Annotated in this window: 23 protein-coding genes and 1 tRNA gene; 15 read left to right on the forward strand and 9 right to left on the reverse strand. The window is 55.5% G+C overall.

The window, feature by feature from the left end; genetic code table 11:
- The first annotated feature begins 4 nt into the window (after positions 1 to 4).
- The 5 genes from ACFPPD_RS00640 to ACFPPD_RS00660 all read left to right on the forward strand — a co-directional run bounded on the left by ACFPPD_RS00640 (position 5) and on the right by ACFPPD_RS00660 (position 6,874).
- Positions 5 to 1,840: a sensor histidine kinase gene (locus ACFPPD_RS00640; RefSeq protein ID WP_378080995.1), complete on the forward strand. Its 1,836-nt coding sequence runs from the start codon at positions 5 to 7 to the stop codon at positions 1,838 to 1,840.
- Positions 1,821 to 3,431, forward strand: a complete 1,611-nt coding sequence (locus ACFPPD_RS00645) for a response regulator transcription factor (protein WP_209747660.1) — start codon at positions 1,821 to 1,823, stop codon at positions 3,429 to 3,431. The genes ACFPPD_RS00640 and ACFPPD_RS00645 overlap by 20 nt, the downstream gene beginning before the upstream one ends.
- Positions 3,432 to 3,539: 108 nt before the next feature.
- The gene (locus ACFPPD_RS00650) at positions 3,540 to 5,249 is read left to right on the forward strand and encodes a type 2 periplasmic-binding domain-containing protein (RefSeq protein ID WP_209747663.1); all 1,710 of its coding nucleotides are present in this window, start codon (positions 3,540 to 3,542) and stop codon (positions 5,247 to 5,249) included.
- A 102-nt stretch (positions 5,250 to 5,351) separates the two neighbouring features.
- Positions 5,352 to 6,062 carry a uracil-DNA glycosylase gene (locus ACFPPD_RS00655; RefSeq protein ID WP_209747665.1) on the forward strand — a complete coding sequence of 237 codons (711 nt, stop codon included), beginning with the start codon at positions 5,352 to 5,354 and terminating at the stop codon, positions 6,060 to 6,062.
- Complete coding sequence (locus ACFPPD_RS00660; protein ID WP_209747667.1) at positions 6,059 to 6,874, forward strand: SPL family radical SAM protein; 816 nt, start codon at positions 6,059 to 6,061, stop codon at positions 6,872 to 6,874. The genes ACFPPD_RS00655 and ACFPPD_RS00660 overlap by 4 nt, the downstream gene beginning before the upstream one ends.
- Here the strand turns inward: ACFPPD_RS00660 and ACFPPD_RS00665 are convergent.
- The 6 genes from ACFPPD_RS00665 to ACFPPD_RS00690 form a co-directional block, all read right to left on the reverse strand.
- Positions 6,864 to 7,793 carry a protease complex subunit PrcB family protein gene (locus ACFPPD_RS00665; RefSeq protein WP_209747669.1) on the reverse strand — a complete coding sequence of 310 codons (930 nt, stop codon included), beginning with the start codon at positions 7,791 to 7,793 and terminating at the stop codon, positions 6,864 to 6,866. The genes ACFPPD_RS00660 and ACFPPD_RS00665 overlap by 11 nt on opposite strands.
- 165 nt (positions 7,794 to 7,958) lie before the next feature.
- Positions 7,959 to 8,051, reverse strand: coding sequence for a sporulation protein YjcZ (locus ACFPPD_RS00670; RefSeq protein WP_209747671.1), 93 nt, complete (start codon positions 8,049 to 8,051; stop codon positions 7,959 to 7,961).
- A 130-nt stretch (positions 8,052 to 8,181) separates the two neighbouring features.
- Positions 8,182 to 8,598, reverse strand: coding sequence for a hypothetical protein (locus tag ACFPPD_RS00675; protein WP_209747673.1), 417 nt, complete (start codon positions 8,596 to 8,598; stop codon positions 8,182 to 8,184).
- A gap of 187 nt (positions 8,599 to 8,785) precedes the next feature.
- Positions 8,786 to 8,998, reverse strand: coding sequence for a DUF3006 domain-containing protein (locus ACFPPD_RS00680; protein ID WP_209747675.1), 213 nt, complete (start codon positions 8,996 to 8,998; stop codon positions 8,786 to 8,788).
- Entirely contained in the window at positions 8,999 to 9,958 is a 960-nt protein-coding gene (locus ACFPPD_RS00685) for a ComEC/Rec2 family competence protein (protein WP_378080999.1), read from the reverse strand. It abuts the gene before it with no gap.
- Positions 9,959 to 10,548: 590 nt separating this feature from the next.
- A tRNA-Val gene (locus ACFPPD_RS00690) sits at positions 10,549 to 10,624 on the reverse strand.
- A gap of 202 nt (positions 10,625 to 10,826) precedes the next feature.
- On the opposite strand from ACFPPD_RS00690, the gene ACFPPD_RS00695 reads away from it, so the two are divergent.
- Entirely contained in the window at positions 10,827 to 11,030 is a 204-nt protein-coding gene (locus ACFPPD_RS00695) for a hypothetical protein (protein WP_209747677.1), read from the forward strand.
- A 231-nt stretch (positions 11,031 to 11,261) separates the two neighbouring features.
- Here the strand turns inward: ACFPPD_RS00695 and ACFPPD_RS00700 are convergent, their stop codons facing one another.
- Complete coding sequence (locus tag ACFPPD_RS00700) at positions 11,262 to 12,008, reverse strand: MBL fold metallo-hydrolase (protein ID WP_378081001.1); 747 nt, start codon at positions 12,006 to 12,008, stop codon at positions 11,262 to 11,264.
- Positions 12,009 to 12,198: 190 nt separating this feature from the next.
- Here ACFPPD_RS00700 and ACFPPD_RS00705 point away from each other — a divergent pair, with 190 nt between their 5' ends.
- The 3 genes from ACFPPD_RS00705 to ACFPPD_RS00715 all read left to right on the forward strand — a co-directional run bounded on the left by ACFPPD_RS00705 (position 12,199) and on the right by ACFPPD_RS00715 (position 14,885).
- A complete protein-coding gene (locus ACFPPD_RS00705) occupies positions 12,199 to 12,411 on the forward strand; it encodes a hypothetical protein (RefSeq protein ID WP_209747680.1) in 213 nt (70 codons plus the stop codon).
- A gap of 146 nt (positions 12,412 to 12,557) precedes the next feature.
- Complete coding sequence (locus ACFPPD_RS00710) at positions 12,558 to 13,130, forward strand: copper amine oxidase (RefSeq protein WP_209747682.1); 573 nt, start codon at positions 12,558 to 12,560, stop codon at positions 13,128 to 13,130.
- 234 nt (positions 13,131 to 13,364) lie between these two features.
- The gene (locus tag ACFPPD_RS00715; protein ID WP_209747684.1) at positions 13,365 to 14,885 is read left to right on the forward strand and encodes a family 43 glycosylhydrolase; all 1,521 of its coding nucleotides are present in this window, start codon (positions 13,365 to 13,367) and stop codon (positions 14,883 to 14,885) included.
- 71 nt (positions 14,886 to 14,956) lie between these two features.
- Here ACFPPD_RS00715 and ACFPPD_RS00720 read toward each other — a convergent pair whose 3' ends face one another.
- Positions 14,957 to 15,268 carry a DUF6171 family protein gene (locus tag ACFPPD_RS00720; RefSeq protein ID WP_209747686.1) on the reverse strand — a complete coding sequence of 104 codons (312 nt, stop codon included), beginning with the start codon at positions 15,266 to 15,268 and terminating at the stop codon, positions 14,957 to 14,959.
- Positions 15,269 to 15,280: 12 nt separating this feature from the next.
- Positions 15,281 to 16,759, reverse strand: coding sequence for an alpha-N-arabinofuranosidase (locus ACFPPD_RS00725; RefSeq protein WP_209747688.1), 1,479 nt, complete (start codon positions 16,757 to 16,759; stop codon positions 15,281 to 15,283).
- A 231-nt stretch (positions 16,760 to 16,990) separates the two neighbouring features.
- Here ACFPPD_RS00725 and ACFPPD_RS00730 point away from each other — a divergent pair, with 231 nt between their 5' ends.
- The 6 genes from ACFPPD_RS00730 to ACFPPD_RS00755 all read left to right on the forward strand — a co-directional run bounded on the left by ACFPPD_RS00730 (position 16,991) and on the right by ACFPPD_RS00755 (position 25,806).
- Positions 16,991 to 18,592, forward strand: a complete 1,602-nt coding sequence (locus tag ACFPPD_RS00730) for a response regulator (protein ID WP_209747690.1) — start codon at positions 16,991 to 16,993, stop codon at positions 18,590 to 18,592.
- Positions 18,589 to 20,379 carry a cache domain-containing sensor histidine kinase gene (locus tag ACFPPD_RS00735; protein WP_209747692.1) on the forward strand — a complete coding sequence of 597 codons (1,791 nt, stop codon included), beginning with the start codon at positions 18,589 to 18,591 and terminating at the stop codon, positions 20,377 to 20,379. The genes ACFPPD_RS00730 and ACFPPD_RS00735 overlap by 4 nt, the downstream gene beginning before the upstream one ends.
- Positions 20,380 to 20,401: 22 nt before the next feature.
- Positions 20,402 to 21,964 (forward strand): ABC transporter substrate-binding protein, encoded by a 1,563-nt coding sequence (locus ACFPPD_RS00740; protein ID WP_378081004.1) that lies wholly within the window; start codon positions 20,402 to 20,404, stop codon positions 21,962 to 21,964.
- A 301-nt stretch (positions 21,965 to 22,265) separates the two neighbouring features.
- Complete coding sequence (locus tag ACFPPD_RS00745) at positions 22,266 to 23,168, forward strand: ABC transporter permease (protein ID WP_209747696.1); 903 nt, start codon at positions 22,266 to 22,268, stop codon at positions 23,166 to 23,168.
- A 33-nt stretch (positions 23,169 to 23,201) separates the two neighbouring features.
- Positions 23,202 to 24,098: a carbohydrate ABC transporter permease gene (locus ACFPPD_RS00750; protein ID WP_209747698.1), complete on the forward strand. Its 897-nt coding sequence runs from the start codon at positions 23,202 to 23,204 to the stop codon at positions 24,096 to 24,098.
- A 76-nt stretch (positions 24,099 to 24,174) separates the two neighbouring features.
- Positions 24,175 to 25,806 (forward strand): DUF3502 domain-containing protein, encoded by a 1,632-nt coding sequence (locus ACFPPD_RS00755; RefSeq protein ID WP_209747788.1) that lies wholly within the window; start codon positions 24,175 to 24,177, stop codon positions 25,804 to 25,806.
- Positions 25,807 to 25,817 lie beyond the last annotated feature (11 nt).

Consider the following 25,817-nt stretch of genomic DNA (forward strand, 5'->3'; position numbering starts at 1 on the left):
GACGATGAAGCTTGGGAGAGGCATCGACTACGTCAATAATAAATACAAGGCGGGCTTCAGCTTCTTCACGAAGATGAACGCGCTCATTCTCGTCCTGTTCGTACCGGTTCTCCTTCTGTTCACTTATGCCAACAACGTCGCCTTCGGCGTCATCGGCAAGGAGCTGAAGGTGTCGAACATGAAGCAGCTCTCGTTCTTGTCGAGCCAGATCGACTCGCGGATTACGCAGGCGATGGATTTCGTCATGACGTTCTCGAAGGATCCCAACGTGCAGAAGTTCAACGGCCTCAACATCTGGGAAGACCGATACGACCGAATGCAGACGAAATACGTCATCCAAGAGAAAATGCGGCTGCAGTCGGGTTTGACGAACATTTGGCCGGTCCGTTACGCGGTGTTCTCCCAGCAGAACGAAGAGGCGCTGTCGAATTTCGAGACGGCGGTCGAATACGACGCCGATTACTTGAAGAGGAACATGACCGGCAGGTGGACGTACGGGGACGGGAAGGACGATTCGCGCGGCGATTCGAAAGCGTTTTACCGGTTTTACTCCGATTCTTACGGCCAGCAAGGGATTCTGACGGGGAGCAATCTGGTCGTCGTCGCGAGTTTCGGCCACGAGAACATTAAGAACATGCTCGATTCGTACAAAGCCGGCGGCCAAGGCGATCCGTTGTTCTACCACAAGGGAGATAAGCCGATCTTGAACAATACGGCGTCCGCGCCTCTGACGGACGAGCTCGTCGCCGTACTCGACAACGAAGCGTTCGGCGACACGATGCAGAAAGTCGTCAAGCTCGACGGCAAAAGCTATTTGGTCAGCGCGGTCAAATCCCCGCAGCTCGACTGGTACTTGGTCGATTACGTGCCGCTCGGGCATCTGCTCGGTCCGATGTCGTTCAGCCGCAACTTGTTCTACATGTCGATGATTTTGTTGCTCGTCCTCGGCTTCGTCGCGTCGGTGCTGCTATACCGGAACGTGCAACGTCCGATCCGCAAGTTGATCAAAGGTCTCCAAAGCGTGCAACGCGGCGATTTCGCCGTGCGGATCCGAGCGAGCACGAACAACGAATTCTCTTTCCTGTTCCACCGGTTCAACGATATGTCCCGGCAAATCCAGGAGCTCATCGAGAACGTGCTGAACGAGAAGCTCCGCGCCCGGGAAGCGAACCTTAAGCAGCTGCAGGCGCAGATCAACCCGCACTTCCTGTATAACTGCCTCGGTTATATTATCAACATGGCGCAGATGAAAGACGAGGAAGCGGTCGTCTCGATGGCGTACAACCTGAGCGCCTATTACCGTTATACGACGAGGATGGAGCGAGAGACGGCGACGCTGGACGAGGAGCTCAAGCTCATCGTCAACTACTTGGATATACAGAAGCTGCGCAACGGCAGAATCCGTTACGAGATCGACTTGCCGAAGGAAATGCTGTCGGAGAGCGTGCCGAGATTGCTGCTACAGCCGCTCGTCGAGAACGCGGTCATGCACGGCGTCGGCAAATCGTATTCGTCCGGCCGCATTACGATCAAAGGGGCGATGGACGGCGGCTGCCGCATCGTAACGATCGACGACGACGGCCCCGGCTTGCCGGAAGACGAGCTCGGGAAGCTGAACCGGACGATGCTGGAGCCGCTTCGGGAAGACATGGGCTGCGGTTTGTGGAATACGCATCAGAGGATCGTCAATCTCTTCGGGGAACGCTCGCATTTGCGATTCGCGTCCTCTCCGTTCGGAGGCTTCCGGGCGGAAATCGTATGGGAATACTATGCCGGCGAATCGCGTCCGGAGAATACTAAGAAGCTGGGGGACGATCGGCATGCAGATGATTATCGTTGACGACGAGGCGCACTGGGTAGACAACCTGTCCATGACGAAGCCTTGGCATAAGCTCGGCATCGAGCAAGTTCACAAAGCGTATTCCGCGCGGGAGGCGCTCCAACTGATCGAGACGAATCCGATCGACATCGTCATCTCGGACATCCTGATGCCGGAGATGTCGGGCTTGGAATTGATCGAACGGATACGGGAAAAGGACAGACGGATCAAGTGCATCATTTTGTCGGGACATTCCGATTTCGAATACGCGAAGCAAGCGGTGAAGCATCAGGCCGCCGATTACTTGCTCAAGCCCCCGACGGATCCGGAGCTGTTCGGCGCCGTGCAAGCGGCGATCGACGAGCTGAACGCGGAATGGGAAAGCGTCGGATCGCTGGAGCGAACGCTGTTCACGCTCCGGGAGAATTTACCCGTGCTCCGCGGCCAGCTGCTTCTCGACGGCTTGCGCGGCCAACGCTTGTCGTCCGGAGAGTGGGAGCGCAAGCTCGAGAGCTACGGCTTGCCGTTCCGCGAAGGGGAATGCGCGATGCTGCTCGTCCGGATGGAAGAGGAATTCGGACAGTACAAGAACAATGGGCAGCAGCTAATGGAATACGCGGTCATGAACATGGCCGAGGAAATCTTCGGGGAATACGCGAACGTATGGGGAGTCAAGGAGGATCACGGCTACTTGGCGTTCCTCCTTCAAGCGAACGACGAGAAGAAACGCGGAGGCGGAGCGGACGCGCTTCTGGAGAAGCTGGCGATGCAATTGGAGGCGAAGGCGAAGCAATTCCTGAAAGGCTCGCTGTCCGTCGTCATCGCGGACCGGTTCCGGTTCCCGGATGAACTGTCCGTCCGTTACCGCCAAGCGGTCGACTACTTCAGGCAAATCGTCGGCGACGAGAAGGAGTTCGTCATGCGCGCCTCCGACGCGCTCGGCCAAACGGAGCAGAAGCCGCTCGACGCGTTGTACATGCCGCCGACTCTGATCGGCCTGCTGGAAGTCGGGCGTTGGGACGCCGCCGGGCAGAAGATCGCCGACGTGTGCGCGGAACTCGACGACCATTGGTCGGAGTCGTGGGAGCACTGCATGGAAGCCGGATACGCGATCGCTTCGGCGTTCGCGTACGCGGCGCATCGTGGCGGCAAGACGCTGGCGGCGCTGATCGGCGACGACATGGAGGCGATGAGGAACGGAGAGGCGTTCGACTCGATCGGGAAGCTTCGGAAATGGGCGCTCGGCGCGCTGGACAAGCTGAAGACGGGAACGTCGAGCGACGTCAAAGATATCCGTTCGTCGTACGTGAGCAAAATCCAAGCGTACGCGGAGGCGAATCTCCATCTCGACGTGTCGCTTAGAGCGCTGGCGGAACACGTGAACCTGCACCCGACGCATCTGTCCAAAATCTACAAGATCGAAACGGGAGAAGGCATCAGCGATTACATCTCCTCCCTTCGCATGGAGCGCGCCTGCAGGCTGTTGCGGACGACTGACAAGAAGGTATACGAGATCAGCGCGGAGGTCGGGTATTTGGATCCCGCGTACTTCATCAAAGTGTTCAAGAAGCAGTACGACGTCACGCCGCAGGAATTCCGCGACGGACAGTAATCGCATAACAGACTCCTATCGAAACTAACAAAGTCCTATAGATGCCTCCCCCGCCCAGTTGGTAGAGTTACACATGTAGCAAACATACACCGTAGGGGGATAACGAGAATGGGTAATGCAAAAAAACCGTGGCTGATGCTTACGCTGGCCGCAACCGTCGCGCTCACGGCGTGCAGCTCGAATTCGAACGACAACGCTTCGCCTAGCGCAAGCGCCGCCGGTAGCGAGCCTGCGGCGACGAACGCGGCTCCGGCCGATCCGAACGCCGCCGATGCCGTATTCGCGAGAGGCAAATACGATCCGCCGATCGAGATCAGCACGATCATCATGCCCAAGAAATATACGAACGGAGACTCGAAAGAGAACAACGTTCACGATCGCTGGATGCTCGAACAATTGGGTTTGAAATACAAAGACACGTGGTATCCGGCAGGCAGCGACCAGTACAAGCAGAAGCTGCAGCTGGCGATCTCTTCCGGCGAGAAGCTTCCGGACTTCGTCATGGTGCCGACCGATGCCGTATTGACGAACCAACTGATCGAATCCGGACAGTTTCTGCCGATCGACGAGCTGTTCGACAAGTACGCGAACCAAACGTGGAAGGACCACGCCGCGCAACATCCGGAATTGTGGTATCCGTTCACGAAGGACGGCAAGAAGTGGAACCTTCCGATCATGGAATATACGGACAACGACGATACGCTGCTTTGGCTCCGCGAAGACTGGATGGAGAAGCTGAATCTCCAAGCGCCCAAGACGATCGCCGATCTGGAAAACATCATGGACCAGTTCAAAAACCATAATCCGGACGGGTTGAAGCCGAAAGACGTGTATCCGCTCGCGGTTTCCCTGAAAAACAACACGAACACGTGGATGGGCGGTCTCGATTGGCTGTTCGGCGCTTACGGCACCGTCGAGGAACAGTGGAACAAGGACGCGAACGGCAACCTGGAATACGGTTCCGTCAACCCGGGGGCGAAGCAAGCGCTCGCCAAGCTGCAGGAATGGATGGACAAAGGTTATATTCATCCGGACTCCGCGCTGTGGGACGAAGGCAAATCCGCGGAGATTTGGACGAAGGGCAACGCGGGCGTGCTTCCGGGCGCGAACTGGGTGCCGGACTGGCCGGCTCCGGACTTGCTCAAGAACGTCGCGGGCTCTAAATTCAAAGCTTATCCGGTTCCCGCGGGTCCGGACGGCAAAATGGGCACGAAATGGCAAAACTCCGGCGTCAACAGCAGCTTCATGATCAACAAGGACGCCGAACATCCGGAAGCGATCATCCTGTATTACAACTACTTGCTCGACAATCTGGCAAACCCGACCGTCGGCAGCAAATACGAATACGGCTTCGCGCAAGGCTACGATTGGGATATGATCGACGGCAAAGCGACGAGCAACAAGGACAAAATCAAAGACTTCAACAACGAATTCCCGTTTATTACCGGCCCGGCGCGTATTCCGGATCTGTACATGAAAACGCTAGTAAAGCTGGCGGACGGCGCTCAGCCGGAGACGCCTTACGAGAAGCAACTTGCGGAATTCCGCAAGCCGGAAAACTGGTACGCGGCGAAAGTCGTCATGTCGCAAATCGACATCCGCAAGCAAAACTATTTCACCGGCGCGGCAACGCCGACGATGATCGCCAAATGGAACTTGCTTCGCCAATCCGAGCAAGAGACGTTCAACAAAATCATCTACGGCAAGCTGCCTATCGACGCGTTCGACCAATTCGTCGCCAGCTGGAAAACGAACGGCGGCGATCAAGTGACGCAAGAAGTCAACGATTGGTTCAAGTCCGTATCGAGCGTGAAATAAAGAGGCGGATCGCAGTACTAGAAAAGTACTAGAGAAGTTCCCCGGAAGCGGGGAGCTTCTTTTTGCTATAATGGAGGTCTAAGGAAGGACGGGGATGCCACGATGCCGTTAGACGCGGATTGGGAACGGCTGCTCGCGAACGAGCGCGAACAGCCCTATTACGTTAAGCTGATGGACAGTTTGGAGAAAGAGTATGAGAGCGGAACGGTGTACCCGCCCCGTCCGGACGTGTTCCGGGCGCTCGAGCTCACGCCTTATCGCGACGTCAAGGTCGTCATTCTCGGGCAGGATCCGTACCACGGAAGCGAACAAGCCCACGGACTAAGTTTCTCCGTGCTGCCCGGCGTGAAGCTGCCTCCGTCGCTCAGGAATATATACAAGGAACTCCATGACGATATCGGTTGCAAGCCTCCCGGGCACGGATTTCTGGAGCATTGGGCGAAACAAGGGGTGCTGTTGCTGAACAGCGTGCTGACCGTCAGGGACGGGGAGGCGAATTCGCACCGCAGGCTCGGATGGGAGACGTTCACGGATCGGATCGTCGCCGCGTTGAACGAACGGGACGTTCCCGTCGCTTTCGTGCTGTGGGGCAAGCCGGCGCAGGTAAAAGGGCGGATGATCGACGAGACGCGGCATTTCGCGTTGCGCTCGGCGCATCCGAGCCCGTTGTCGGCGTATAACGGCTTCTGGGGCAGCAAGCCGTTCTCGAGATGCAACGCGTTCCTGAGGGAACGGGGGCTCGGCGAGATCGACTGGCGGTTGCCGGAGCTCGAGTTCGAGCTGTCGGCGGAACCGCTGGAGCTTCGGGCATGAGCGGCTCGGGCCGGTGGCTGACGCCGACCGGAGGTTATCTTCGCGGCTATTCGCATTCGCTGAATCCGTACGTCGGCTGCTCGTTCGGCTGCTCCTACTGCTATGTGCGGCGCATGCCGATCGGCCTGTTCCGCGGCGAACCGTGGGGGACGTGGGTCGACCTGAAAAAGGCGGATCCCGCCAAGCTCCGAGCGGAACTGAAGCGGGAGAAAGGGAAAGGACCGGTCACCGTATTCTTCTCGACGGCGACCGATCCGTATCAACCGCTTGAAGCGAGCGCCGGCGTCACGCGCGCGCTTCTCGGGGAGATGGCGGAGGAACCTCCGACTTTCGTGCTGCTGCAGACGAGAAGTCCGCTCGTCGCGAGGGATATCGACGCGCTGAGCCGGCTCGGAGATCGCGTAAGGGTCAGCATGACGGTGGAGACCGACGAGGAAGAAGTCAGGAGGGCATTCTCGCCGTCCGCGCCGCCTCTGGCCGCGAAATGGCGTGCGCTAAGGCAGCTTAGGGAAGCCGGCATCGATACGCAAATCGCGGTATCCCCGATATTGCCGCACTCGCCGACGTTCGCGGAGAAGCTGGCGGCCGCCGCTTCGCGCGTCGTCGTCGACGATTATTTCCGCGGGGACGGCAGCGGGGGCAAACGAAGCGCGGCGCTCGGAATGAGGGAGTTGCACGACAAAAACGGATGGATCGAGTGGTACGATCCATCCGTCGCGGATGATTTAGCAGACAAGTTGAAAGCGTTGATCGGGAACGATGCGGTCGGCGTCGGAGCGGACGGCTTCGCGCCTCCTCGCGTTATCGGCTAGCCGGAGCGGCGTCCGAGTAGATCGGGAATCCGGTCGAACCGTTCGGACCCGGATCGACGACGAGCTGCGGCTCGAGCGCGACTTTGTAGGAAGATGCCACATAGGTGACGACCTTCAATTCGGTAATGACTTGGGCATATATCTTGTCCGGATCGGGCTGAACGGCTTTGTATTGAATGTAGGCCGTGCCTCCGTCGAACTTGATGCCGGTAATGACGACGCCATAGCCCGCATGGGGCGCTTGGACGGACAATGTCACTTTCGTGACGGCGTCCGTTTCTTTTTCCGTCGTCAGCTGCGGATCGAACAGAACGGGCGGTTCCGGCTGCGGAATCGGTTTCGTATTCTGGATGAAGGCCGCCGTTCTGGCGATCATCGTCTTCGCTTGGGCGACGGTTACTTTGCTTTTCGGATAAAAGTAGCCTTTGCCGTCGAGCGTGACGATCTTGGCGATGAGCAATTTCTGGATGGCGTCCATCGACGTCTTGGAGATGAGCTTCGCGTCCTTGATGATTGCGAATATCTCGATCCAGGCGTAATCGCCTTTGTGGCTTAGCGCGCCGTACAACCAGACCGAGAATTGTTCTCTCGTGACTTTGGCGGCGGGGTCGATGTCTTTCGGTAAGCCGAGTCCGTTATGCTGGGCGATGATGAAGTCCCCCGCGTAAGGCGCGTTGTCTTTCACTTTCGTGAAATAATCGCTGGCTTTCGGTTCCTTGAAGAACCGGATGTCGTCGATGTTCAGCCCCAAGCCTTTCACGATCATCGTGACGGCCGTAGCCGCGTCGATCGTCGCTTTAGAGTCGTCGTTCCCGTGCTTGGCGGAACTATTGCTCGCGAACGCGGAACCGCTTAACGTCAAGCAGAAGGCGACGACGAGCGACAGAATGGCCATCGGTAATTTTCGTTTCGTTTTCATCAAAGTGATCTCCTCCTATTGCGACTATATCCATCGGATACTCTTTCAGACGCGCCATGGATGGGAAATGTTGCGAACGAATGTCTATGTACTCGCGTTCGGACGCGAGCTCTCCCCAAAAAAATCGCCAAGCCCGAAAGGACTTGGCGAGAAGAGCGCCGTCGCTTAGTAGCCTGCTTTCAAGATGATGACCAGCAGGATGTACAGAACAAGCACGATTGCAATCCCCGCTCCTATGCCAGCTACAGGGTAGCTCATTTGATCACCGCCATAAGTTTATTGTGATTATTCATCACCCGTATAGCTTATGACAGGATAAATGGAGGGTCAGTACAAACGCACAGACCGATCTATTTTTCCGCTCCTGCACAGAAAGGGAACCTTCCGATCATCGATTAACGACCGGGGGAACGACCGGGGGAACGACCGCCGGAACGACCGCCGGAGCGACCGCAAGTACGACCGCCGGAGCGACCGCAAGTACGACCGCCGGAGCGACCGCCGGAGCGACCGCCAGTACGACCGCCAGTGCGACCGCCAGTACGACCGCCAGTACGACCGCCAGTACGACCGCCAGTACGACCGCCGGTACGACCGCCGGAACGACCTCCAGTACGACCGCCAGTACGACCGCCGGTACGACCGCCGGTACGACCGCCGGTGCGACCGCCAGTACGACCGCCGGAACGACCGCCGGAACGACCGCCGGAACGACCGCCGGAACGACCTCCAGTACGACCGCCGGAACGACCGCCGGAACGACCGCCGGAACCGCCGAAGCCGGGGCCGAGAATGTTTGCTTCAAGACTGCCTTCCTCCGCCCCGTATACCGATGGGACGAAGTATTGATATTCCATGCTCACGCTACTACACCTCCCAATTATAGGGTTGGCATAGTGTAAGACGCTCGGACTGGCTCCGTCAGGGACAAGCGCGTGACGCCGGCGAAAATTGGCGTCTGCGTCGGATACAGATGACTGCGGTGCAGCGGCCTATTCGAACAACTCGTCCATGAGGCGATCGATATCGTTTTTACGCTCTTGCGTCCCGCGTTCGTCCAGGCGGACGATGCCATTCTCGACGACGACGGCGTCGCCGGGCTTCGCTTCGGACGGAAGATCGCTCCGCCGGAAATCGCATGTCGTGCCCGCGATCTCGATAACGGCGAGCTCCCCTTCGAAGCGATCGATTACGCCATGCTCCACTTACTTCACCTTCCTCATCGATATTGTTATCCCGTCGCTGACGGCGGTCACGGTTCCGTTTGCATCGGTCCTATATACGGCGACATGGTTCTCCTCGAGCCGGTTCAATACCGTTTCCGCAGGATGGCCGTATTGATTGCGGCCGACGCTGATGACAGCGTATGTCGGGGAGACGGCTTGGAGGAACGCCTCGCTCGTCGACGATACGGAGCCATGGTGACCGACCTTCAGCACGTCGGCTTTCAGCTCCGCGCCGGAGTCGGCCATGTCTTTCTCCGATTTTTTCTCGGCATCGCCGGTGAACAAGAACGACGTCGCGCCATAGGAGAGGCGCACGACCGCGCTCCAGTCGTTCAGATCATCGCCATAACCTTTGACCGGTCCGACGAAAACGGCTTCCACGCCTTCGAGAGGAAGCCGGACGCCGGCTTTCGCTTCCTTGATCGTCCGTCCTTCCTGCTTGACGGCGAGAAGAAAATCCTTGAACGTGTCGGTCGTATGCGATACTTTCGGCGCATAGACGGCTTTGACGTCGAACGCTTCGAGCACGGTGTCCAACCCGCCGATATGGTCCGCGTCCGGGTGGGTAGCGATCAGAATCTCCAAGTCGTCTACGTCGAATTGTTGCAAGTACGCGACCGCTTTGGCGCCGGCATCGTTCTTGCCGCCGTCGATCAGGATATCGTCGCCCGCGGCCGTCTTGATATAGGTCGAGTCACCTTGCCCGATATCGAGGAAATACACCGACAGCTTTCCCTTGGCGGGAGGCAGCAACGCTCCCGTTTGTGGAGCTTCGGCGGCATGCAGGGGGGACGGACTTCCGGCGGATTGCGCGCTTTCCCGTGCTCCTTGGGATTCCGTCGAGGGCAGATTGCCGCAAGCCGTTAACAGGGCGATGGAGAGTAAGGCCGGAACAACGCAACGTAAAGGTCCGAAGGACTTGGGATTCAGCATGAACATGTTGTAAGAGCTCCTCTGGTTGCGGAATATTGCCATTTTACATCGGGAAGCTTCTTAAGTCTAACGGCCGGGATTTTCCGAACGGTACGAAATGTTCCGCGGACTGGGCGAATCGGCAGGACATTCGGGACGGGCTGCGAATACCTTCGCCTTCCCGTCGCCAACTGGGCGAAAGTGGCATGACTATTATTGCATACTAGCAAGAAGAGCTCGACCGATAATGAACATTAAGATGGCCAATGGAAGGAAGAGAAAGAATAAAATTAAAGCAGGATCTTTCTTTTTAACTTCTACCCTGGACACTGCGTCATTGCGGCATCGACACGTTATTTCCGGAGATAGCTCGTAAGCATTGTTCGATTTCCTATAGTTCCCTTTCAGAACGTTTCTTTTTATCCCGCACCGGGAACATTCAAGTTCGAGGTTGCCGTTATTGGTAGCCAAATATTTCAAATGAAACCATCCTCCAATATTTCAAACTCGCGCACAGACATTATTCGACTCAAGTATACAATATTTAGGAGGGTTTGAATGGAGTTCAAGAAAACAAAAAGAGCCCTTGATTTCTCAAGGACTTGGTCGCTTATGTATGGTGATCTGAACAGGGATCGAACCTGTGACCCCTACCCTGTCAAGATAGTGCTCTCCCAGCTGAGCTATCAGATCATGTACCGTTTCGCTTACTTTATTTCGGCGGCGACAAGATATATAATACCAAGCTGGGCTGTCGAAGTCAACACTTTTCGTATAAGTTTTTCGATCTTTTCGAACCGGGGGATTGGCGCGAAAATTCTCGCAAGGAAGGGATGATTCCGCTACGGCGAACGTACATATGGAAGTAGCGGTAACCCTGCGGGAGGAACAACTCATGATGAGAGAAGCGGCCTTGCTGGCAATATGGCTGATCTGTCTATTCGGGTTGATCGGAGGCGTTCTTGCGGCGGTTGCCAGATTCGTGAAGCGGGATTCCATGAATTACGACAAGCGGTTTACGTGGGCGGCGTTCCCGTTATGGGGCCAAGGTCGGGGCGAAGGAACGCCGGACGTCGCGGAGCGGGAAGAGGCAAACTGAACGAACGCGTTCCGTCGAATAGCGAAAGGGAGACCGAGGGGGCGGCGGAACCGCGCCTTGGTCTCCCTTTATCGTATTACTCTTCTTCGTCCCATTTGCGGGAGTAAGCTTTCTTGGTCGCCCATAGGACGATCCAGATAAGCAGGGCGGCTATGATGCCTCCGATGATGAACGTGGCTAACACGCGGTGTCTTCCTTTCCGGCGAGGTATGCTCTAATCATACCGGATTCTCACTTCTTTGTTAAATCGTCCAAATCGTATATCGCGTGTTGCTCGAGGAAACGCATCGTTCCCGTACGTCCGACGAACTCCGGTTGGTCGTCGCCGTAATGCATCAAGTAGACGAATCGCTGGATATGGGCCGGCAAAGTTAGCAACTGGGGAAGGCAAGCATGGACGGCCCCCGGAGGATGCAATTGGCAATCATGGAAAATAACGTTGACGCCCCGATCGTTCACGAGCGATTCCAACAGGTCCGGATCGTACACCATGTCCCCCGAGTAGAAGAACGTCTCGTTCAGGAGCAACGAATAGCTAGCCTTGTTCGGGATGTGGCGCGTGAGCAGCAATTCGGCGCGCAACCCCGGCAGAAGTTCGTGCGGGACGCCTTCCGGAAGCGGCTTGACGTCGAAGTAATCGGCTAACGTATCGTCCGGATTTTGCTGCAGGCCGCCTTTCAGGGAATGTTCCCAAAGCGGATCGACGAGCGTGTCGGCGACATATAATAACGGCTTGCGGCCGTATAAGAATTTCATTTGGAAAGCGAATTCCTCGACGCCCCCGATATGGTCGGCGTGCATATGCGTAAGCAGCAACGCGTCGATATCGCCGAAGTTATAGCCAAGGTTGAATAGCGCTTTAGGAGCGGTAATCCCGCAATCGATCATCAGCTTTCGACCGTCGACCGTCAGCAAAGCGTTATTGTTGTCGAACGTTTTCGCGAAGGCGCTTCCCGTTCCCAGCATTTGAATTTTCACTAAGCTTCCCCCTACGCGTTGTGCGGAACCTACTCGTCAGTCGCTTTAACCAATGTACCATAATTTACCTCGCTAAGTAAGGAGGCATACGGAAAAAAGCCTTCGGATCGCAGTAGCGGCATGGGCGCCCGCCGCATAGGCTGTGAGGGAGTTACTCCCGCGTACAGCGCGAAGCGAAAGGAAGATTCCGATGGCAGCAGCGAAGGCGAGCAAGAAAAAGAAAAAAGCGCATTCCGAGACCGCGAGGCCGCAAATGAAGATCGTCACGTCCGAGACGTGCGCCGTATGCAAAACGCCTTGCACAAGAGGTCTGGATTATTTGGCCAGGATGAGCGAGCCCGGAGCCGTCGGAAACGGCGTTCCTTGCGTGCTTACGCTGCCCAAAGCCGCACCGCGGAAATAACGATTCCTCATTTCCCAGGCAAGCGCAAGCTTCGCCAGGAAGCGACAATGAAATTTTCTCCGTCCCCGCGCAACTTTCCGCTCCGTGGTCGGTATAACCAATTACAGACAAGGAACGCGAGTCGTTGAAGACGGAGGATGTTCATGATGAAAGTCCGTAAACTCGTTCTATTAACATTAGCCTTCAGTTTGATCTGGGGAAGCGTCGCTTATGCGGACACCGCGACCCAGAAGCTGCGGCTATGGATAAACAAGAAGTCCGAATCGACCGGCGTCGTCTCGATCGACAACAAGACTTACGTCTCGACCGAAGCTATCTCCGAGCGGTTGCAAGGGATCGTCATCAATGACGATAACAAGGTCGACATCTACAAGCCGAACGTCCACATGCTGACCAGCTACAGGGACGGAACGATTTTCGGCGACGTGCCGAAGGACAAGAAGTTGAAGTTCAATACGTTTATCCAAGTGGATTCGCTGAAGGTGGACATCAACGCGCTGAAGCTGACGATCGCGGATCCTTACGACGAAGAGACGCTCATCGAGTCCCGCAAGCTTGGCGACAGCGATTTTCCGGACAAGGAAGCTTTCTGGATTACGATGAAGGACATTTCTTACAGCTTCGATTCGGCCGGACCGTACAAGATCCGGTTCTGGGTGAAGCCGGTAGGGGAAACGTCTTACCAGGTCGTCTCCGAGAAAGTGATCAATTCCAAGTAATTTCATTACGTGCAAGGCCGCTGCGCGCTTAGGCGCTTAGCGGCTTTTTTGCGTTCTCGTGCGCAGCCCCCTCGAAATCGCAAGGATTCGAAGGAAATCGTAATTCCGTCTTGTATGATCCGATCGTGTAAGCGCTGTATAATCTGGTCGCAATCCAATTCAAGGGAAAGGAGAGCGACGTACGGACTGGATAAGAAAAACGGCCATTCATCTCCCTTCGAAAGGATGTTAAAGATGAAAAAAGGAGCAAAGCTTCTGTACGTGCTTCAATGTTTCCTGCTTTCGTGCATTTCCGCCGTTTCCTTCGGCGCGACGAGCGCAAGCGCCGCTAGCGCGACGCTGACTAACGACGTATTCTGGAAAGACACGTCGGGCAATCCGATCTATTCCCAAGGCGGCAACATTCTGAAAGTCGGCAATACGTATTATTGGTACGGGGTGAAATACAACGGCGCGGTCACTTACTACAACAACCCGAGCGCCAAAAACAGCGATACGAGCTTCGCCGCGGTCACGTGTTATTCGTCGACCGACCTAGTGAATTGGACGTTCCAGGGCAACGTGATTAACGGAGCGACGGACGGTTCGACTTGGGATGCGGACTGGCTGGGCAGGCTGGGCGTCGTATACAACGCGAATACGCAGAAGTACGTGCTGATCACGCAATACGCGGGACCGGCCGGCACCGGCACCGCTTTCGCGACGAGCAGCACGCCGACGGGAACGTTCGCGTTCCACCACGTGCAGACTTCCGTAACCAACGTCGTCAATAATTTGCCCGGCGACCAGTCCACCTTCGTGGACGACAACGGCAAAGCCTACTTGGTGTTCAGCAATGCGAACGGGCGAACCCACCTCTATGTCTCGGAGCTGAGAACTTCCGATTATTTGAACATCGAACCGGCGACGAACGTGTTCAACAGTTCGCTAGGCGGGCGCGAAGGCAACGCGATGTTCAAGAATAACGGCGTCTATTACCTCTGTTCATCCGACTTGCATGGATGGAACGCTTCCCAGACTTACTGCATAACGTCGACTTCGATTACCGGCCCGTATTCGTCGGAATTCGTCATGACCAACTCGGGGAAAGATTATTCGCACGTCACGCAAACGGGCTTCTTCATTAAAGTACAGGGAACGTCGGGGACGACGATTCTGTTCGCGGGGGACCGTTGGAGCGACTTCGCGGGCAACGGTATCGGCTATAACCAATGGATGCCGATCACTTTCAGCGGCACGACGCCGATCTTGAATTCTTTGAGCAAATTCAATTTGGATGCGGCGGCCGGTACGTGGAGCGTGGCCGCGGGCAACAACTACGTTATGAATCCGAGCTATGAAGCGGACCGCATCACGCTGACGACGCTGACGGGCTGGTCGAATTGGAAGAACGTCGCGACGGATCCGAACAGCAATATCTCTCCTGGACGCACGGGGAGATACTCGATGACGCAATACAGCGCGACGGCTTACAGCGCCAGCATGTACCAGAATATCAGCGGCCTTCCGAACGGAACGTACACGTTGAAGGCGTGGGTGAAGAGCGGAGGCGGTCAGTCGGTCGCCCAAATCTTCGTCAAAAACTACGGCGGCGCGGAAAAAAATTATGCGATTAATTCATCGCTCAGCGCATGGACGGAAGTGACGATATCGAATATCGCCGTCACCAACGGATCGGCCCAAATCGGCGTATACAGCGTCGCGAACGCGGGCAATTGGTTGAGGGTAGACGACTGGTCATTGACTAAGAACTAGACGGACGAAAAACGACAAACGGCAGCAGGGAGAGAAACTCCTTGCTGCCGTTTGTCGTTCGTTGATCTTATTTATTTGCCCGTAACGTTCTCCCGGCTGGAATGGATCGTCCACCGGTTGCCCGACGGGTGCGGGCATTTGGCATTTTCCAACTTCGCTTTGACGGCCATCAAGCAGCCGCACCATCGGCAAGTCGTGCCGAATTGAAACGATTCGCAGGAGCGGCAGGCGTCCATTCTTCTCTCATATTCGGCTTCCGTCGTCAGCTTTACGCTCTTGATCCCCGTCGCGGAGCCGAAGGCTTGCTCGATCTCCTCCGGCGTCATATGGACGGTAGCGGTACAACCTTTGCAATGCCAAACGTCCGTTCCGGTTGCTGCCATGCCGTTCACCGCCTACTCGATCGAGAGAACGACGACGGATTTGGCCGGCAGCTTGACGAAGAGCCGACCGTTCTCGACGCGGAAGTCGGAGAACTCGACAGGGCCGATTGCATCCGGCCGTTCGAACGTATTGTGCGTCTGCATCTCGCCGGAAGTGAGCGCCGTTCCCGTTACCCGTTCCGCTTTCATTCCGCGAATGTCGCAGCTAATCTCCGCCGAGTTCGCATGGTGAAGATTGCATAGCGAGAGGTGAAGCCGGCCGTTATCGTCGATAGATGCGGAGTGGCTGATCTGTTCGATCGCTTCGCCACCCATCTCGTAGACTGGACTTTCCAAGCTCGTCTCCACGTACCGGGCGTCTTGATGGACTTTGTACATGTTCAGCACGTGATACGTCGGCGTCAGTACCATGTCGGCGCCTTCCGTCAGAATGACCGCTTGAAGGACGTTGATGACCTGCGCGATGTTGGCCATCCTAACGCGGTCGCTATGCTTGTGGAAAATGTTCAGGTTAATGCCGGCGACAAGCGCGTCCCGCAGGGTGTTCTGCTGGTACAGGAAGCCGGGGTTCGTGCCTGGCTCTACGTCGTACCAAGTGCCCCATTCGTCGACGACGAGCGCCACTCTCTTCTCGGGATCGTATTTCGTCATGATCTCGTCGTGCTTGGCAAGCAGTTCGTCCATGAACAACGTTTTCTTGAGCGTGTTGAACCAAATCTGCTCGTCGAACTCCGTGGAAGAGCCTTTGGCGCTCCATACGCCGGTCGGAAGGGTGTAATAGTGCACGCTGATGCCGTCCATGTACGGACCCGCTTCGCGCATGAGCACTTCCATCCAATTGTAATTGTCTTCGTTCGGGCCGCAAGCGATTTTGAAAATTTTGTTGTCGCCGTAATTGCGAACGTAGGCGGCATATTGGCGGTACAGGTCCGCGTAATATTCGGGACGCATCTGTCCGCCGCAGCCCCAGTTCTCGTTGCCGACGCCGAAATAAGTCAGCTTCCACGGCTTGTCGCGGCCGTTCTCCTTGCGCCAGTCCGCCATCGGGGATTCGCCGTCGAACGTCATGTAATCGATCCACTCGGACATCTCGCGAACGGTCCCGCTCCCGACGTTGCCGGAAATGTACGGCTCGGTTCCGATCAATTCGCAAAACCGAAGAAATTCGTGCGTGCCGAAATGGTTGTTCTCGACGACGCCGCCCCAATGGATGTTCACCATCCGTTTGCGGTTTTCTCTCGGTCCGATGCCGTCCTTCCAGTTGTAGGCGTCGGCGAAGCAGCCTCCCGGCCAGCGTAGCACCGGGATGCGAAGCTCCCGGAGCGCTTCGATGACGTCGTTCCTCATCCCTTCCGTATTCGGAATGGGAGAATCCTCTCCGACCCATATCCCTTCGTAAATGCAACGTCCCAGATGCTCGGCGAAGTGCCCGTAAATGTTTCGGTCGATCTTGCTTTTGGCGGAGTCGGCGTGAATGACGAGAGTGGACATGATCTTATCTCCTCTTAGTTGAATTAATATAATTATAAATTGAATTACAATAATGCTAATCACATTATAAAAGACGATTTTCCATGAGGCAACACCGTTTTTGGAAAAAACGCGAGACTTGCGGCAAAGCTTCGAAAATCGAAGGAAATCATAAGTTTGCCTTGTATGCAGGGCGTCCGGTTCCTACTATAATGAGGGGACGAAGTCGCGACGCCCGAAGGAGGGATTCTCTTGAAGCTATTGATCGTGGACGACGAGAACCGGACGAGAGAATTGCTGCGGAATTACGTTCCGTGGGACGCCATCGGGATCGACGAAGTGGAAACGGCGAGGAACGGGCTTCATGCGTTGGAGCTCGCCTCCGAGCGGAAGCCGGATATCATCCTCTGCGACATCAGGATGCCCAAGTTGAACGGAATCGAATTCGCCCGGCAATATCGGAACATCGATCCGCGGTGCCCGGTGATTTTCTTGAGCGGATTTTCCGACAAGGAATACTTGAAATCGGCCATTCACTTGAAAGCGTTTACTTATATCGAGAAACCCGTCAATCTCGACGAAGTTCGCGAAGCGGTCGAATCGGCGATCGCGCAGCGACGCGAGGAAGTCAAAAGAAGGGAAGACGAACGGCAGCTTCAGGCGGGATTCGACCGCAGTCTGCCTTTCCTTCGCCAGGAGATGGTGCGCAAGCTCGTCGCCCATCCGGAAGCGCCGAACGTCGTCCCCGCCCTGCGCAGCAGGGATACGTTCCTGTTACCGCTGGAAGGACCTTATACGGTCGCGGTCGCGGCGCTGTATTGGAGTCCGGCGGATCTTCCCGAGGAGCCCGCCGTCACCCATGAAAGAATACTCGAGTCGATCTGCCGTCACCCGAAATTGACCTCGAGGATGTTGCTGGCGGGCTTCGATTCGCGGAACCATCTGGTGGTCGTGTTGCCGGGAGATTACCGGAGTTCTTACCGGGATGGCAGGGAAACGATCGAAGAGATCTCTTCGGAGCTGCGGGCGATCGCCGGGGACAAGATCGAACTGCGGCTCGGCATCGGGGAGGCCGCCCCGTCCCTGTCCGCCATTCCGGCGGCTTACAGGCTCGCTTCCCATGCGAGCGCGTATCAATATTACGGCAACGGCGCGCATCCCGTATTCGCCAACGCGCTTGGCGAGCACTTCGCCATCGAGCCGAATTGGGAAGAAGTACGCCTGATGCGCGACCAGCTCCGCAGGGGAGAGATCGCGGAGGCTAGACGGACGGTCGAACGATGGACGGTTTACGCTCGCGAACGGATGGATCTCGATATTTCCCGGTTAAAGGATACTTATTTTCAATTTCTCGTCGCGATTATGGAAACGGCCGTGCAATTAGGGGCGGCGGAGTTGTCCGAGGATACGGAGCGCCGTTACATGTGGAAGGAAATCGACCGCATTCCGAGCTTGGACGCGCTGGAGCGGTACGTGCTCGAATTCATGGAAGCGATGACCGGGCCGTCCGGCGACGATGAGGGCGCGGGAACCGGCAAAATGCGCGAAATCGTCCGCTACGTCCATGCGCATTTCCACGAGAAGGGCTTTACGATCCGCGAGATCGCCGATCACGTCCAATTCAGCGAAACTTACTTGTGCGCCTATTTCAAAAAACAAAACAAGCAGACGCTTAAGGAATATATTACGGATACGAGAATGAACAGGGCGAAGGAACTGCTCAGGGACGCGAACGTGAAGCTGTTCGAGGTGGCGATCCGAATCGGCATCTCGGACGCGAATTATTTCACGACGTTCTTCAAGCGGAACGCGGGCTGCACGCCTTCCGAATATAGGGAGCGTGCGGTCAAATGAGACGGGGACTGCAACGCTCGTTAAACTTGAGCATACGCTATAAGCTGTTCGCGTCCTACGTGCTCGTCATTATGATTCCGTTCTTGCTGCTGCTCTTCATCCATATTAACATGACGCAGAGGGAGAATAAGGAAGCGGCAGTTTACTCGTCGCACAAGATGCTGGACGAGACGAAGGCGTATTTGCAATACAAATCCGAGGCGATCGGGGAAGTGCTTAATTTCATCGCGTTTAACGAGCTCGTGCAAGCCGGCGTCGTCGCGGATTCGAAACCTTACGAAGACATCGACGTCTGGCACATGGACGCTTTGCAATTGTCCCGGCTGATCAATCAATTCCGGTATAACGACGATATCGATTCGATTCGGGTTTACATGAAGGACGGACTTGCAGGCGCCACGGAAAACGAAGACTTCCTGCTCATGTCCAAAGTCGAGTCCGAAGCTTGGTTTCGCCGGTTCGCTTCATCGAACTCGGCGTTCGCTTGGCTTCCTTCAACGGAGCTGGACGGAGGATCGGACAGCCGGGAGCTGACCGTGCTTCGCAAAGTGCCGAACGAGCACGATATCCGGCAATTCGACGGCATCGTGCGCGCGAGCGTCAAGCCATCCGCGATGCAATCGGTGCTGAACCACGCGATTTTGACGCCTAAGGCGGCCGCGGTCCTATTGAACAACGAAGGGGAGCTGCTCAGCAAATCCGACCAATTTCCGTATTCGGCTTCGCTCGTGAAAGAAATTCGCGATCTTTATTTCAGGATTAATGCCGGGGACTCCTATTACAACGACAACTATACGGTCGACGGAAGCCGGCATTTGCTCGGCGTTCAGGCGATCCCGCATACCGACATGATGGTGGCGCTCGTCGTACCCTACGCGGATATTTTGCAATCGAGCACGAAAGCGCGCAACCGGATCGTCTCGATCTTCTTGATCGTCGTGCCGTTCATGCTGCCGTTTTCTTTCTTCGTGGCCGCTTCCGCGACGAAACGGATACGCCGGCTGATCGTGCACGTCCGCAAAGTCAAGCACGGCCATTTCCAGCTCGCGCCGCTGCCGACGAACGAGGACGAGATCGGCGAACTGACGCACAACTTCAACGCCATGGTGCAGAATATGTCGGGTCTCATCGACGAGAAATACACGCTCGGCCGCGAGGTTAAGAATAAGGAACTCAAAGCGCTGCAAGCCCAAATCAATCCGCATTTCCTATACAATACACTCGATCTGATCAACGTCATGGCGATCGAATCGGACGCGCGCGACATTAAGCGCGTCGTGGACGAGCTGGCCGTTTTTTACAAGCTCAGCCTGTCGAACGGCAAAGAATACGTGACGCTCGAAAGCGAGCTGAAGCATATCGAAGCTTACGTTCGCATACAGAATATGCGCTTCGGGGACGGCATTCGCCTCGAGCTGGAGGTGTCGAGGGAACTGTACGATTGCGAGCTGCCGAAGATCTTGCTTCAACCGCTCGTCGAGAACGCGATTCTGCATGGTATTATGGAGAAAGACAGCGAGGAAGGGACGATTCGCGTGACGGCTTGGGCGGATAAAGATGACATCGTCATCGAGGTGGCGGACGACGGCGTCGGCATGGACGGGGAACGGCTCGCGTCGATACTCGTAGGCCCAAGCGGCAAAAGCGAACTCGGAGGTTACGGCGTTCGCAACATCGAAGAGCGTCTTCAGCTAAGCTATGGGTCGACGTACGGTTTGAAGTTCGAGAGCGCTCCGGGGGTCGGGACGCGCGCGCTGCTACGGCTTCCGGATCGAAAGACGGGTTGATGGCATGAAGGGGGTTATCCGGTTGATAAGGGGCAGGCCATTCCTGAAGCGGCTGTGGGCGTTCGCGATAACGGGCATGCTCGGATTGACGGCATGCTCCGGCGGCGGGGCCGGGAACGAAGGGACTTTCGATTCGGAGCACGCGAAAGAAGTGAAGCTGGTCGGTTATTTGCTCGGCGAAGCGCCGAAAGGAATGCCGGACGTGCTCGAAGCGTTGAACGCGAAGCTGAAAAAGGACATCAACGCGACGCTCGAGCTGAACTATATCGGTTGGAGCGACGTCGCGTCGAAATATCCGCTTCTGCTAGCGAGCGGGGAAAACGTCGATTTTATTTTCGCGGCGGACTGGAACTTCTACGTGACAGAGGCGACGAAAGGCGCCTTCCGGGCGCTCGATGCGGACATGCTCCGCAAGTTCATGCCCCGGCATATGGAGAAGCTGCCGCCCGGCGCGATCGAGGCGTCTTTCGTGAACGGCGCGTCGTATATGGTTCCGACCGCGTCTCCCGACCGCAAGGTGAACGTCGCTTTGTTCCGCAAAGACGTCATGGAGAAGGCCGGAATGACGGAAATCGCGAAGTTCTCGGAAATCGAGCCGTACTTGGCCGTCATTAAGAGGGATTACCCGAACATGATCCCGCTGAATCTGGATTCCCAATTCGATTTACCGACTCCCTACGGTTATTTGATGTCCGAGAAATTCGCGTGGTTCAATGCTCCGTTCGATTCCGGCGATCCGATGGCGCAAGGCGTCACGGCCGATAAAGAGAATCCTTCCGGAACGATGTACAGCATGACGGAAGAACCCTTGCTCGGATATCAGAAATTTGCGGCGGGCATCATGAAGAACTGGTACGACAAAGGGTATATCAACAAAAATCCTTACGCCAACAACGTGCGTTCCAAGGACAATTTCTGCAACGGCAAATCCGGCGTCGCGTTCGGCAATTCCATCGACATGATGAGCGTGTTCGCCTCCTGCAAGGAAAAAGGAATCGACGTCTATCCTTTTCCGATGTTATACCCGTCCGGCAAAACCTCGCAATCGAGCTGGCTGAACAACGGCGTCGCCATCGCCGCTTCCTCCAAAAATCCGGAGAGAACGCTCGAGGCGCTCGACTTGATCATGGAAGAGCCTTCATACGCGTATCTGGCCTACTTCGGCATCGAAGGGAAGAATTACGCGCTGTCGCCCGACGGCAAGATCGGGCTGCCGGAAGGCGTTACGTCGGAGGCGAACACGTACCCGCCGGATGCTTCGGGGTTCTGGTTCGTCAATAAGGATTTATTCAAGCCGCTTGCGACATGGACGGATTCATACGTCTCGCTGCAGCAACGAATAGCGGGTTATTTGGAGCCGACAATGTACTTGGGCTTCCTGTTCAATTCCGAAAGCGTGAAATCGGAGATTGCCCAGCTGAAGAACGTCTCGACGCAATACGCGCAGCCGATTTACATCGGCGCGGTCGAAGACGTCGACGCCGCTTTCGATACGCTCGCCGCGCGTTTGAAGCAAGCGGGCATCGACAAGGTGAAGGAAGAAGTCGAGAAGCAAGGAGCCGAGTTCATGGCGCGGACCCGATAAACGAAGATAGCGAATCCTCCCCCAAAAGCCTTTCCGGAAGCGATACTTCCGAAAGGCTTTTTTTGACGATTCAGAATGTATAAGTTTCACGCTTATCCATTTCTGAATCGTCTCCGCAAAGCTTCTTCAGCGCCCAGAGGACGCCGAAGGCGTTTTTGCTTGGTTTTTCCAACTTTCGTCGCTCCTGCCGCTTAGCATAGGTTTTCGAAGGTATTCGTAACTTTGTCCCGTATGGCCGTTTTCGGGCGTGTATTACGATAGACCTAGAGAACAACGGAGAGAAATTGACGGAGGTAATCGCATGAAAGATATTCGTTCGAATTGGCTGCTGTACCTGATGTTCGCGCCGGTCGCCATTTACTTTATCGTATTCGCTTATATCCCGATGACGGGGATCGTCATGGCGTTCGAGTCGTATACCCGCCAAGGCGGGATCTTCTTCAGCGAATGGGTCGGCTTCGATAACTTCCAGTATTTTTTCGCGTCGGGCAAAGCTTGGCTCGTCACTCGTAACACGCTCGTGTACAACGTGATTTTCCTAGGCAGCTATACGCTGATTTCTATCGTCGCCGCGATCTTCGTCTCGGAGATCCAGAGGAAGTGGTTCAAAAAGCTGAGCCAGACGCTGATGTTTCTACCTTACTTCATTTCATGGGTCACCGTGTCGGCTTTCGTATACAACTTCCTCAACTACGAGTACGGTATCGTGAACAAGCTGCTCGGCCGCTTTCACATGGAAGCCCTGGACATTTACTCGAACGCGAGTTACTGGTACTTGATCCTTCCTTTCTTGTACGTCTGGAAATGGGTTGGCTATGGAAGCGTGCTTTACTTGGCCGCGATCGTCGGCATCGACCAGGAAATCTACGAAGCGGCGACGATCGATGGGGCAAGCCGATTCCAGAAAATCAGGAGAATCACGATTCCGTTGCTGAAACCGACGATGATCATCTTGATTCTGCTTGGTCTCGGCCGGGTCATGAGAGGCGAATTCGATATGTTCTACCAGCTCATCGGCAACAATGGGCTGCTGATGGACGCGACCGATATTATCGACACGCTCGCGTTTCGCTCCTTGATGGGAGCCGCCGACTTCGGCATGGCTTCTTCCGTCGGCTTCTATCAATCGGTGCTGACGCTCGTCATTATATTGACGGCCAACTGGCTCGTCCGCAAATACGACAAAGATCAGGCGTTGTTCTGATCGTACGACTACCAAGAAAAGCAGGTGATCGACATGAAGAGTGCTATAGCCAACAACAAGCTTAATTCCGCTCCGGCCTTTACGGCTTTATCGTACGCGATCGTGACGTTAATCGCCCTCGTATGCGTTTTACCCTTTATCGTGCTCGTTTCCGGCGCGCTCTCTTCGGAGAGTTCCGTTCTTAAGGACGGTTACTGGTTTTGGCCGCGCGGTTTCTCCGTGGAGGCGTTCAAGTATATTTTCCGGTATCCCGAGGACGTGCTATCCGGCTACAAAGTATCGATCATCGTCACAGGCGTCGGCACGATTCTCTCCTTGTTCATCTCGACGATGGCCGCCTACGTGCTGAGTCGCAAGGAACTTCAACATCGCAATAAACTGGCGTTCTTCCTGTTCTTTACGACGCTGTTCAACGGCGGATTGGCTCCCTACTACATTTGGCTAAGTCGCAATCTGCATTTGACCAATACGTATTCTGTCCTGATTCTGGGCCCGATGTTTAACGTCTTGTACATTCTGATTTTACGCAGCTTCATCCGCGGTTCGGTTCCCGAGCCGCTCGTCGAATCGGCCAAGATTGACGGAGCGGGGGATCTGCGCATCTTCCTTCAGATGGTGCTTCCGTTAACGAAGCCGGCTCTCGCGTCGATCGGCGTATTCACGGCGCTCGCTTATTGGAACGATTGGTGGACGGCGATGATGTTTACGAACAAGGATGACTTGATTCCGTTACAATATTTGCTCTACAAAATGCTATCGTCGATCAATTTGTCGGCCGCGATGGCTCAGCATGTGACGAATCTGGACGCTCCGAAGGAAACGTTTAAGCTGGCGATGACGGTCATCGCGACGGGACCGATCCTGCTCGTCTTCCCGTTCGCCCAGAAGTACTTCGTGAGCGGCATTACGATCGGCGCCGTCAAAGGCTGATATAGGTTCCGTTTCCGGACGGAATTTATATAGATAAAGATTCGCCACCACAAAGGGAGGTACCTCAGTGAAAGTCATGAAAAAAAGCTTGTTCTCAGTAATGTCGATGTTAGTAATGCTCTCGTTGGTGCTCGCCGCGTGCGGCAATAACAACAACGCAAGCGAATCGCCAAGCGGCGCTTCCACCGGCAGCGCGGAGCCGTCGGCTACCGCTTCCGCTTCCGCATCGTCTCCGGAGTCGGCTGCGCCCGCGATCGACAATTCCAAGGAAGTGAAGCTCGTCGGATATTTGCTCGGCGAAGCGCCGAAAGGCATGCCGGACGTGATGGCCGCGCTGAACGAGAAACTGAAGAAAGACATTAACGCAACACTCGAAATCAACTATATCGGATGGGGAGACGTTGCGTCGAAATATCCGCTCATCCTCGCTTCCGGCGAAGATGTCGATTTCGTGTTCGCAGCAGATTGGAACTTTTATATTCCCGAAGCGAACAAGGGCTCGTTCAAGGAATTGACGCCTGATCTGCTCGAGCAATATATGCCGAAGTATTTCGCCAAGCAGGACCCGGCCGCTTATCAAGCCGCTCAAGTCAACGGCAAGCAATTCATGATTCCGACAACGACGCCGGATCGCAAAGTCGGTGTTATCGTCATCCGCAAGGACATCATGGACAAAGCGGGCTTAACGAATCCGACGAAAATGTCCGACCTCGAGCCTTATTTCGCGGAGATCAAAAAGGACTACCCGGACATGATTCCGCTCAACTTGGACTCGCAGTACGACTTGCCTGCACCGTTCGGCGCGTTGGTGCAGGAGAAGTTCGCTTACGCGGGCGCTCCGCAAGATTCCGGCGACCCGTCCTCCGTCGGCAACTACTCCGATCTGGAAGATGCTACGGGCAAAATCTTGAGCATCACCGACGAACCGGTTCAAAGTTCGTTCAAGTATGGCGCGGAAACAATGAAGAAGTGGTACGACGCGGGTTATGTCAACAAAAATCCGTACTCCAACAAAGTCCGTTCCAAAGACAACTTCTGCGAGGGTAAATCGGGCGTCGCTTTTGGGAACTCCGTCGATATCCAAGCTACGCTGGCATCGTGCAAAGATAAAGGGATCGAAACTTATATCATCCCTGTTTTGTCCCCGTCGGGCCATTCGCAGTCGAATAGCTGGCTGAATAACGGCATCGCCGTCGCCGCGAGTTCCAAAAACCCCGAGCGCGCCCTTCAAGCGCTCGATCTGATCATGGAAGACCAATCTTACGTGTACACAGCTTATTACGGTATCGAAGGCAAGAACTATGCCATTACAGCGGACGACAAGCTGACGCTGCCGGAAGGCGTTACGGCCGCCGACAATACGTATCCGCCGGACGCGGCAGGCTTCTGGTTCGTCGACAAAGACTACTTTAAGCCAAGCGTAAGCTGGACCGATTCGTACATCGAGCTGAACGACAAAATCAAAGGCTATTTGTTGCCTGCGACGTATCTCGGTTTCTCGTTCAACAACGATAAAGTGAAATCGGAAATAGCGAGCCTGAAAAACGTGTCGACGCAATACTTCATGCCGATGGCGATCGGAGCGGTTAAAGACGTCGATAAAGCGTTCGATACGTTGGCCTCGAAGATGAACTCCGCCGGAGTCGACAAAGTGAAGACGGAGCTTGAGACGCAAGCCGCCGCTTTCTTGGCCGCCAAAGGTCAATAGAAAACAATCGC

This window comes from Cohnella suwonensis, assembly GCF_042655365.1.
Classification (GTDB): domain Bacteria; phylum Bacillota; class Bacilli; order Paenibacillales; family Paenibacillaceae; genus Cohnella; species Cohnella suwonensis.

What these genes read in the sequence shown, in the direction of transcription:
- ACFPPD_RS00640 (WP_378080995.1), top strand. Translation starts at nt 5, where the DNA reads ATGAAGCTTGGGAGAGGCATCGACTACGTCAATAATAAATACAAGGCG.
- ACFPPD_RS00645 (WP_209747660.1), top strand. Translation starts at nt 1,821, where the DNA reads ATGCAGATGATTATCGTTGACGACGAGGCGCACTGGGTAGACAACCTG.
- ACFPPD_RS00650 (WP_209747663.1), top strand. Translation starts at nt 3,540, where the DNA reads ATGGGTAATGCAAAAAAACCGTGGCTGATGCTTACGCTGGCCGCAACC.
- ACFPPD_RS00655 (WP_209747665.1), top strand. Translation starts at nt 5,352, where the DNA reads ATGCCGTTAGACGCGGATTGGGAACGGCTGCTCGCGAACGAGCGCGAA.
- ACFPPD_RS00660 (WP_209747667.1), top strand. Translation starts at nt 6,059, where the DNA reads ATGAGCGGCTCGGGCCGGTGGCTGACGCCGACCGGAGGTTATCTTCGC.
- ACFPPD_RS00665 (WP_209747669.1), bottom strand. Translation starts at nt 7,793, where the DNA reads ATGAAAACGAAACGAAAATTACCGATGGCCATTCTGTCGCTCGTCGTC.
- ACFPPD_RS00670 (WP_209747671.1), bottom strand. Translation starts at nt 8,051, where the DNA reads ATGAGCTACCCTGTAGCTGGCATAGGAGCGGGGATTGCAATCGTGCTT.
- ACFPPD_RS00685 (WP_378080999.1), bottom strand. Translation starts at nt 9,958, where the DNA reads ATGTTCATGCTGAATCCCAAGTCCTTCGGACCTTTACGTTGCGTTGTT.
- ACFPPD_RS00695 (WP_209747677.1), top strand. Translation starts at nt 10,827, where the DNA reads ATGATGAGAGAAGCGGCCTTGCTGGCAATATGGCTGATCTGTCTATTC.
- ACFPPD_RS00705 (WP_209747680.1), top strand. Translation starts at nt 12,199, where the DNA reads ATGGCAGCAGCGAAGGCGAGCAAGAAAAAGAAAAAAGCGCATTCCGAG.
- ACFPPD_RS00710 (WP_209747682.1), top strand. Translation starts at nt 12,558, where the DNA reads ATGAAAGTCCGTAAACTCGTTCTATTAACATTAGCCTTCAGTTTGATC.
- ACFPPD_RS00715 (WP_209747684.1), top strand. Translation starts at nt 13,365, where the DNA reads ATGAAAAAAGGAGCAAAGCTTCTGTACGTGCTTCAATGTTTCCTGCTT.
- ACFPPD_RS00720 (WP_209747686.1), bottom strand. Translation starts at nt 15,268, where the DNA reads ATGGCAGCAACCGGAACGGACGTTTGGCATTGCAAAGGTTGTACCGCT.
- ACFPPD_RS00725 (WP_209747688.1), bottom strand. Translation starts at nt 16,759, where the DNA reads ATGTCCACTCTCGTCATTCACGCCGACTCCGCCAAAAGCAAGATCGAC.
- ACFPPD_RS00735 (WP_209747692.1), top strand. Translation starts at nt 18,589, where the DNA reads ATGAGACGGGGACTGCAACGCTCGTTAAACTTGAGCATACGCTATAAG.
- ACFPPD_RS00745 (WP_209747696.1), top strand. Translation starts at nt 22,266, where the DNA reads ATGAAAGATATTCGTTCGAATTGGCTGCTGTACCTGATGTTCGCGCCG.
- ACFPPD_RS00750 (WP_209747698.1), top strand. Translation starts at nt 23,202, where the DNA reads ATGAAGAGTGCTATAGCCAACAACAAGCTTAATTCCGCTCCGGCCTTT.
- ACFPPD_RS00755 (WP_209747788.1), top strand. Translation starts at nt 24,175, where the DNA reads ATGAAAAAAAGCTTGTTCTCAGTAATGTCGATGTTAGTAATGCTCTCG.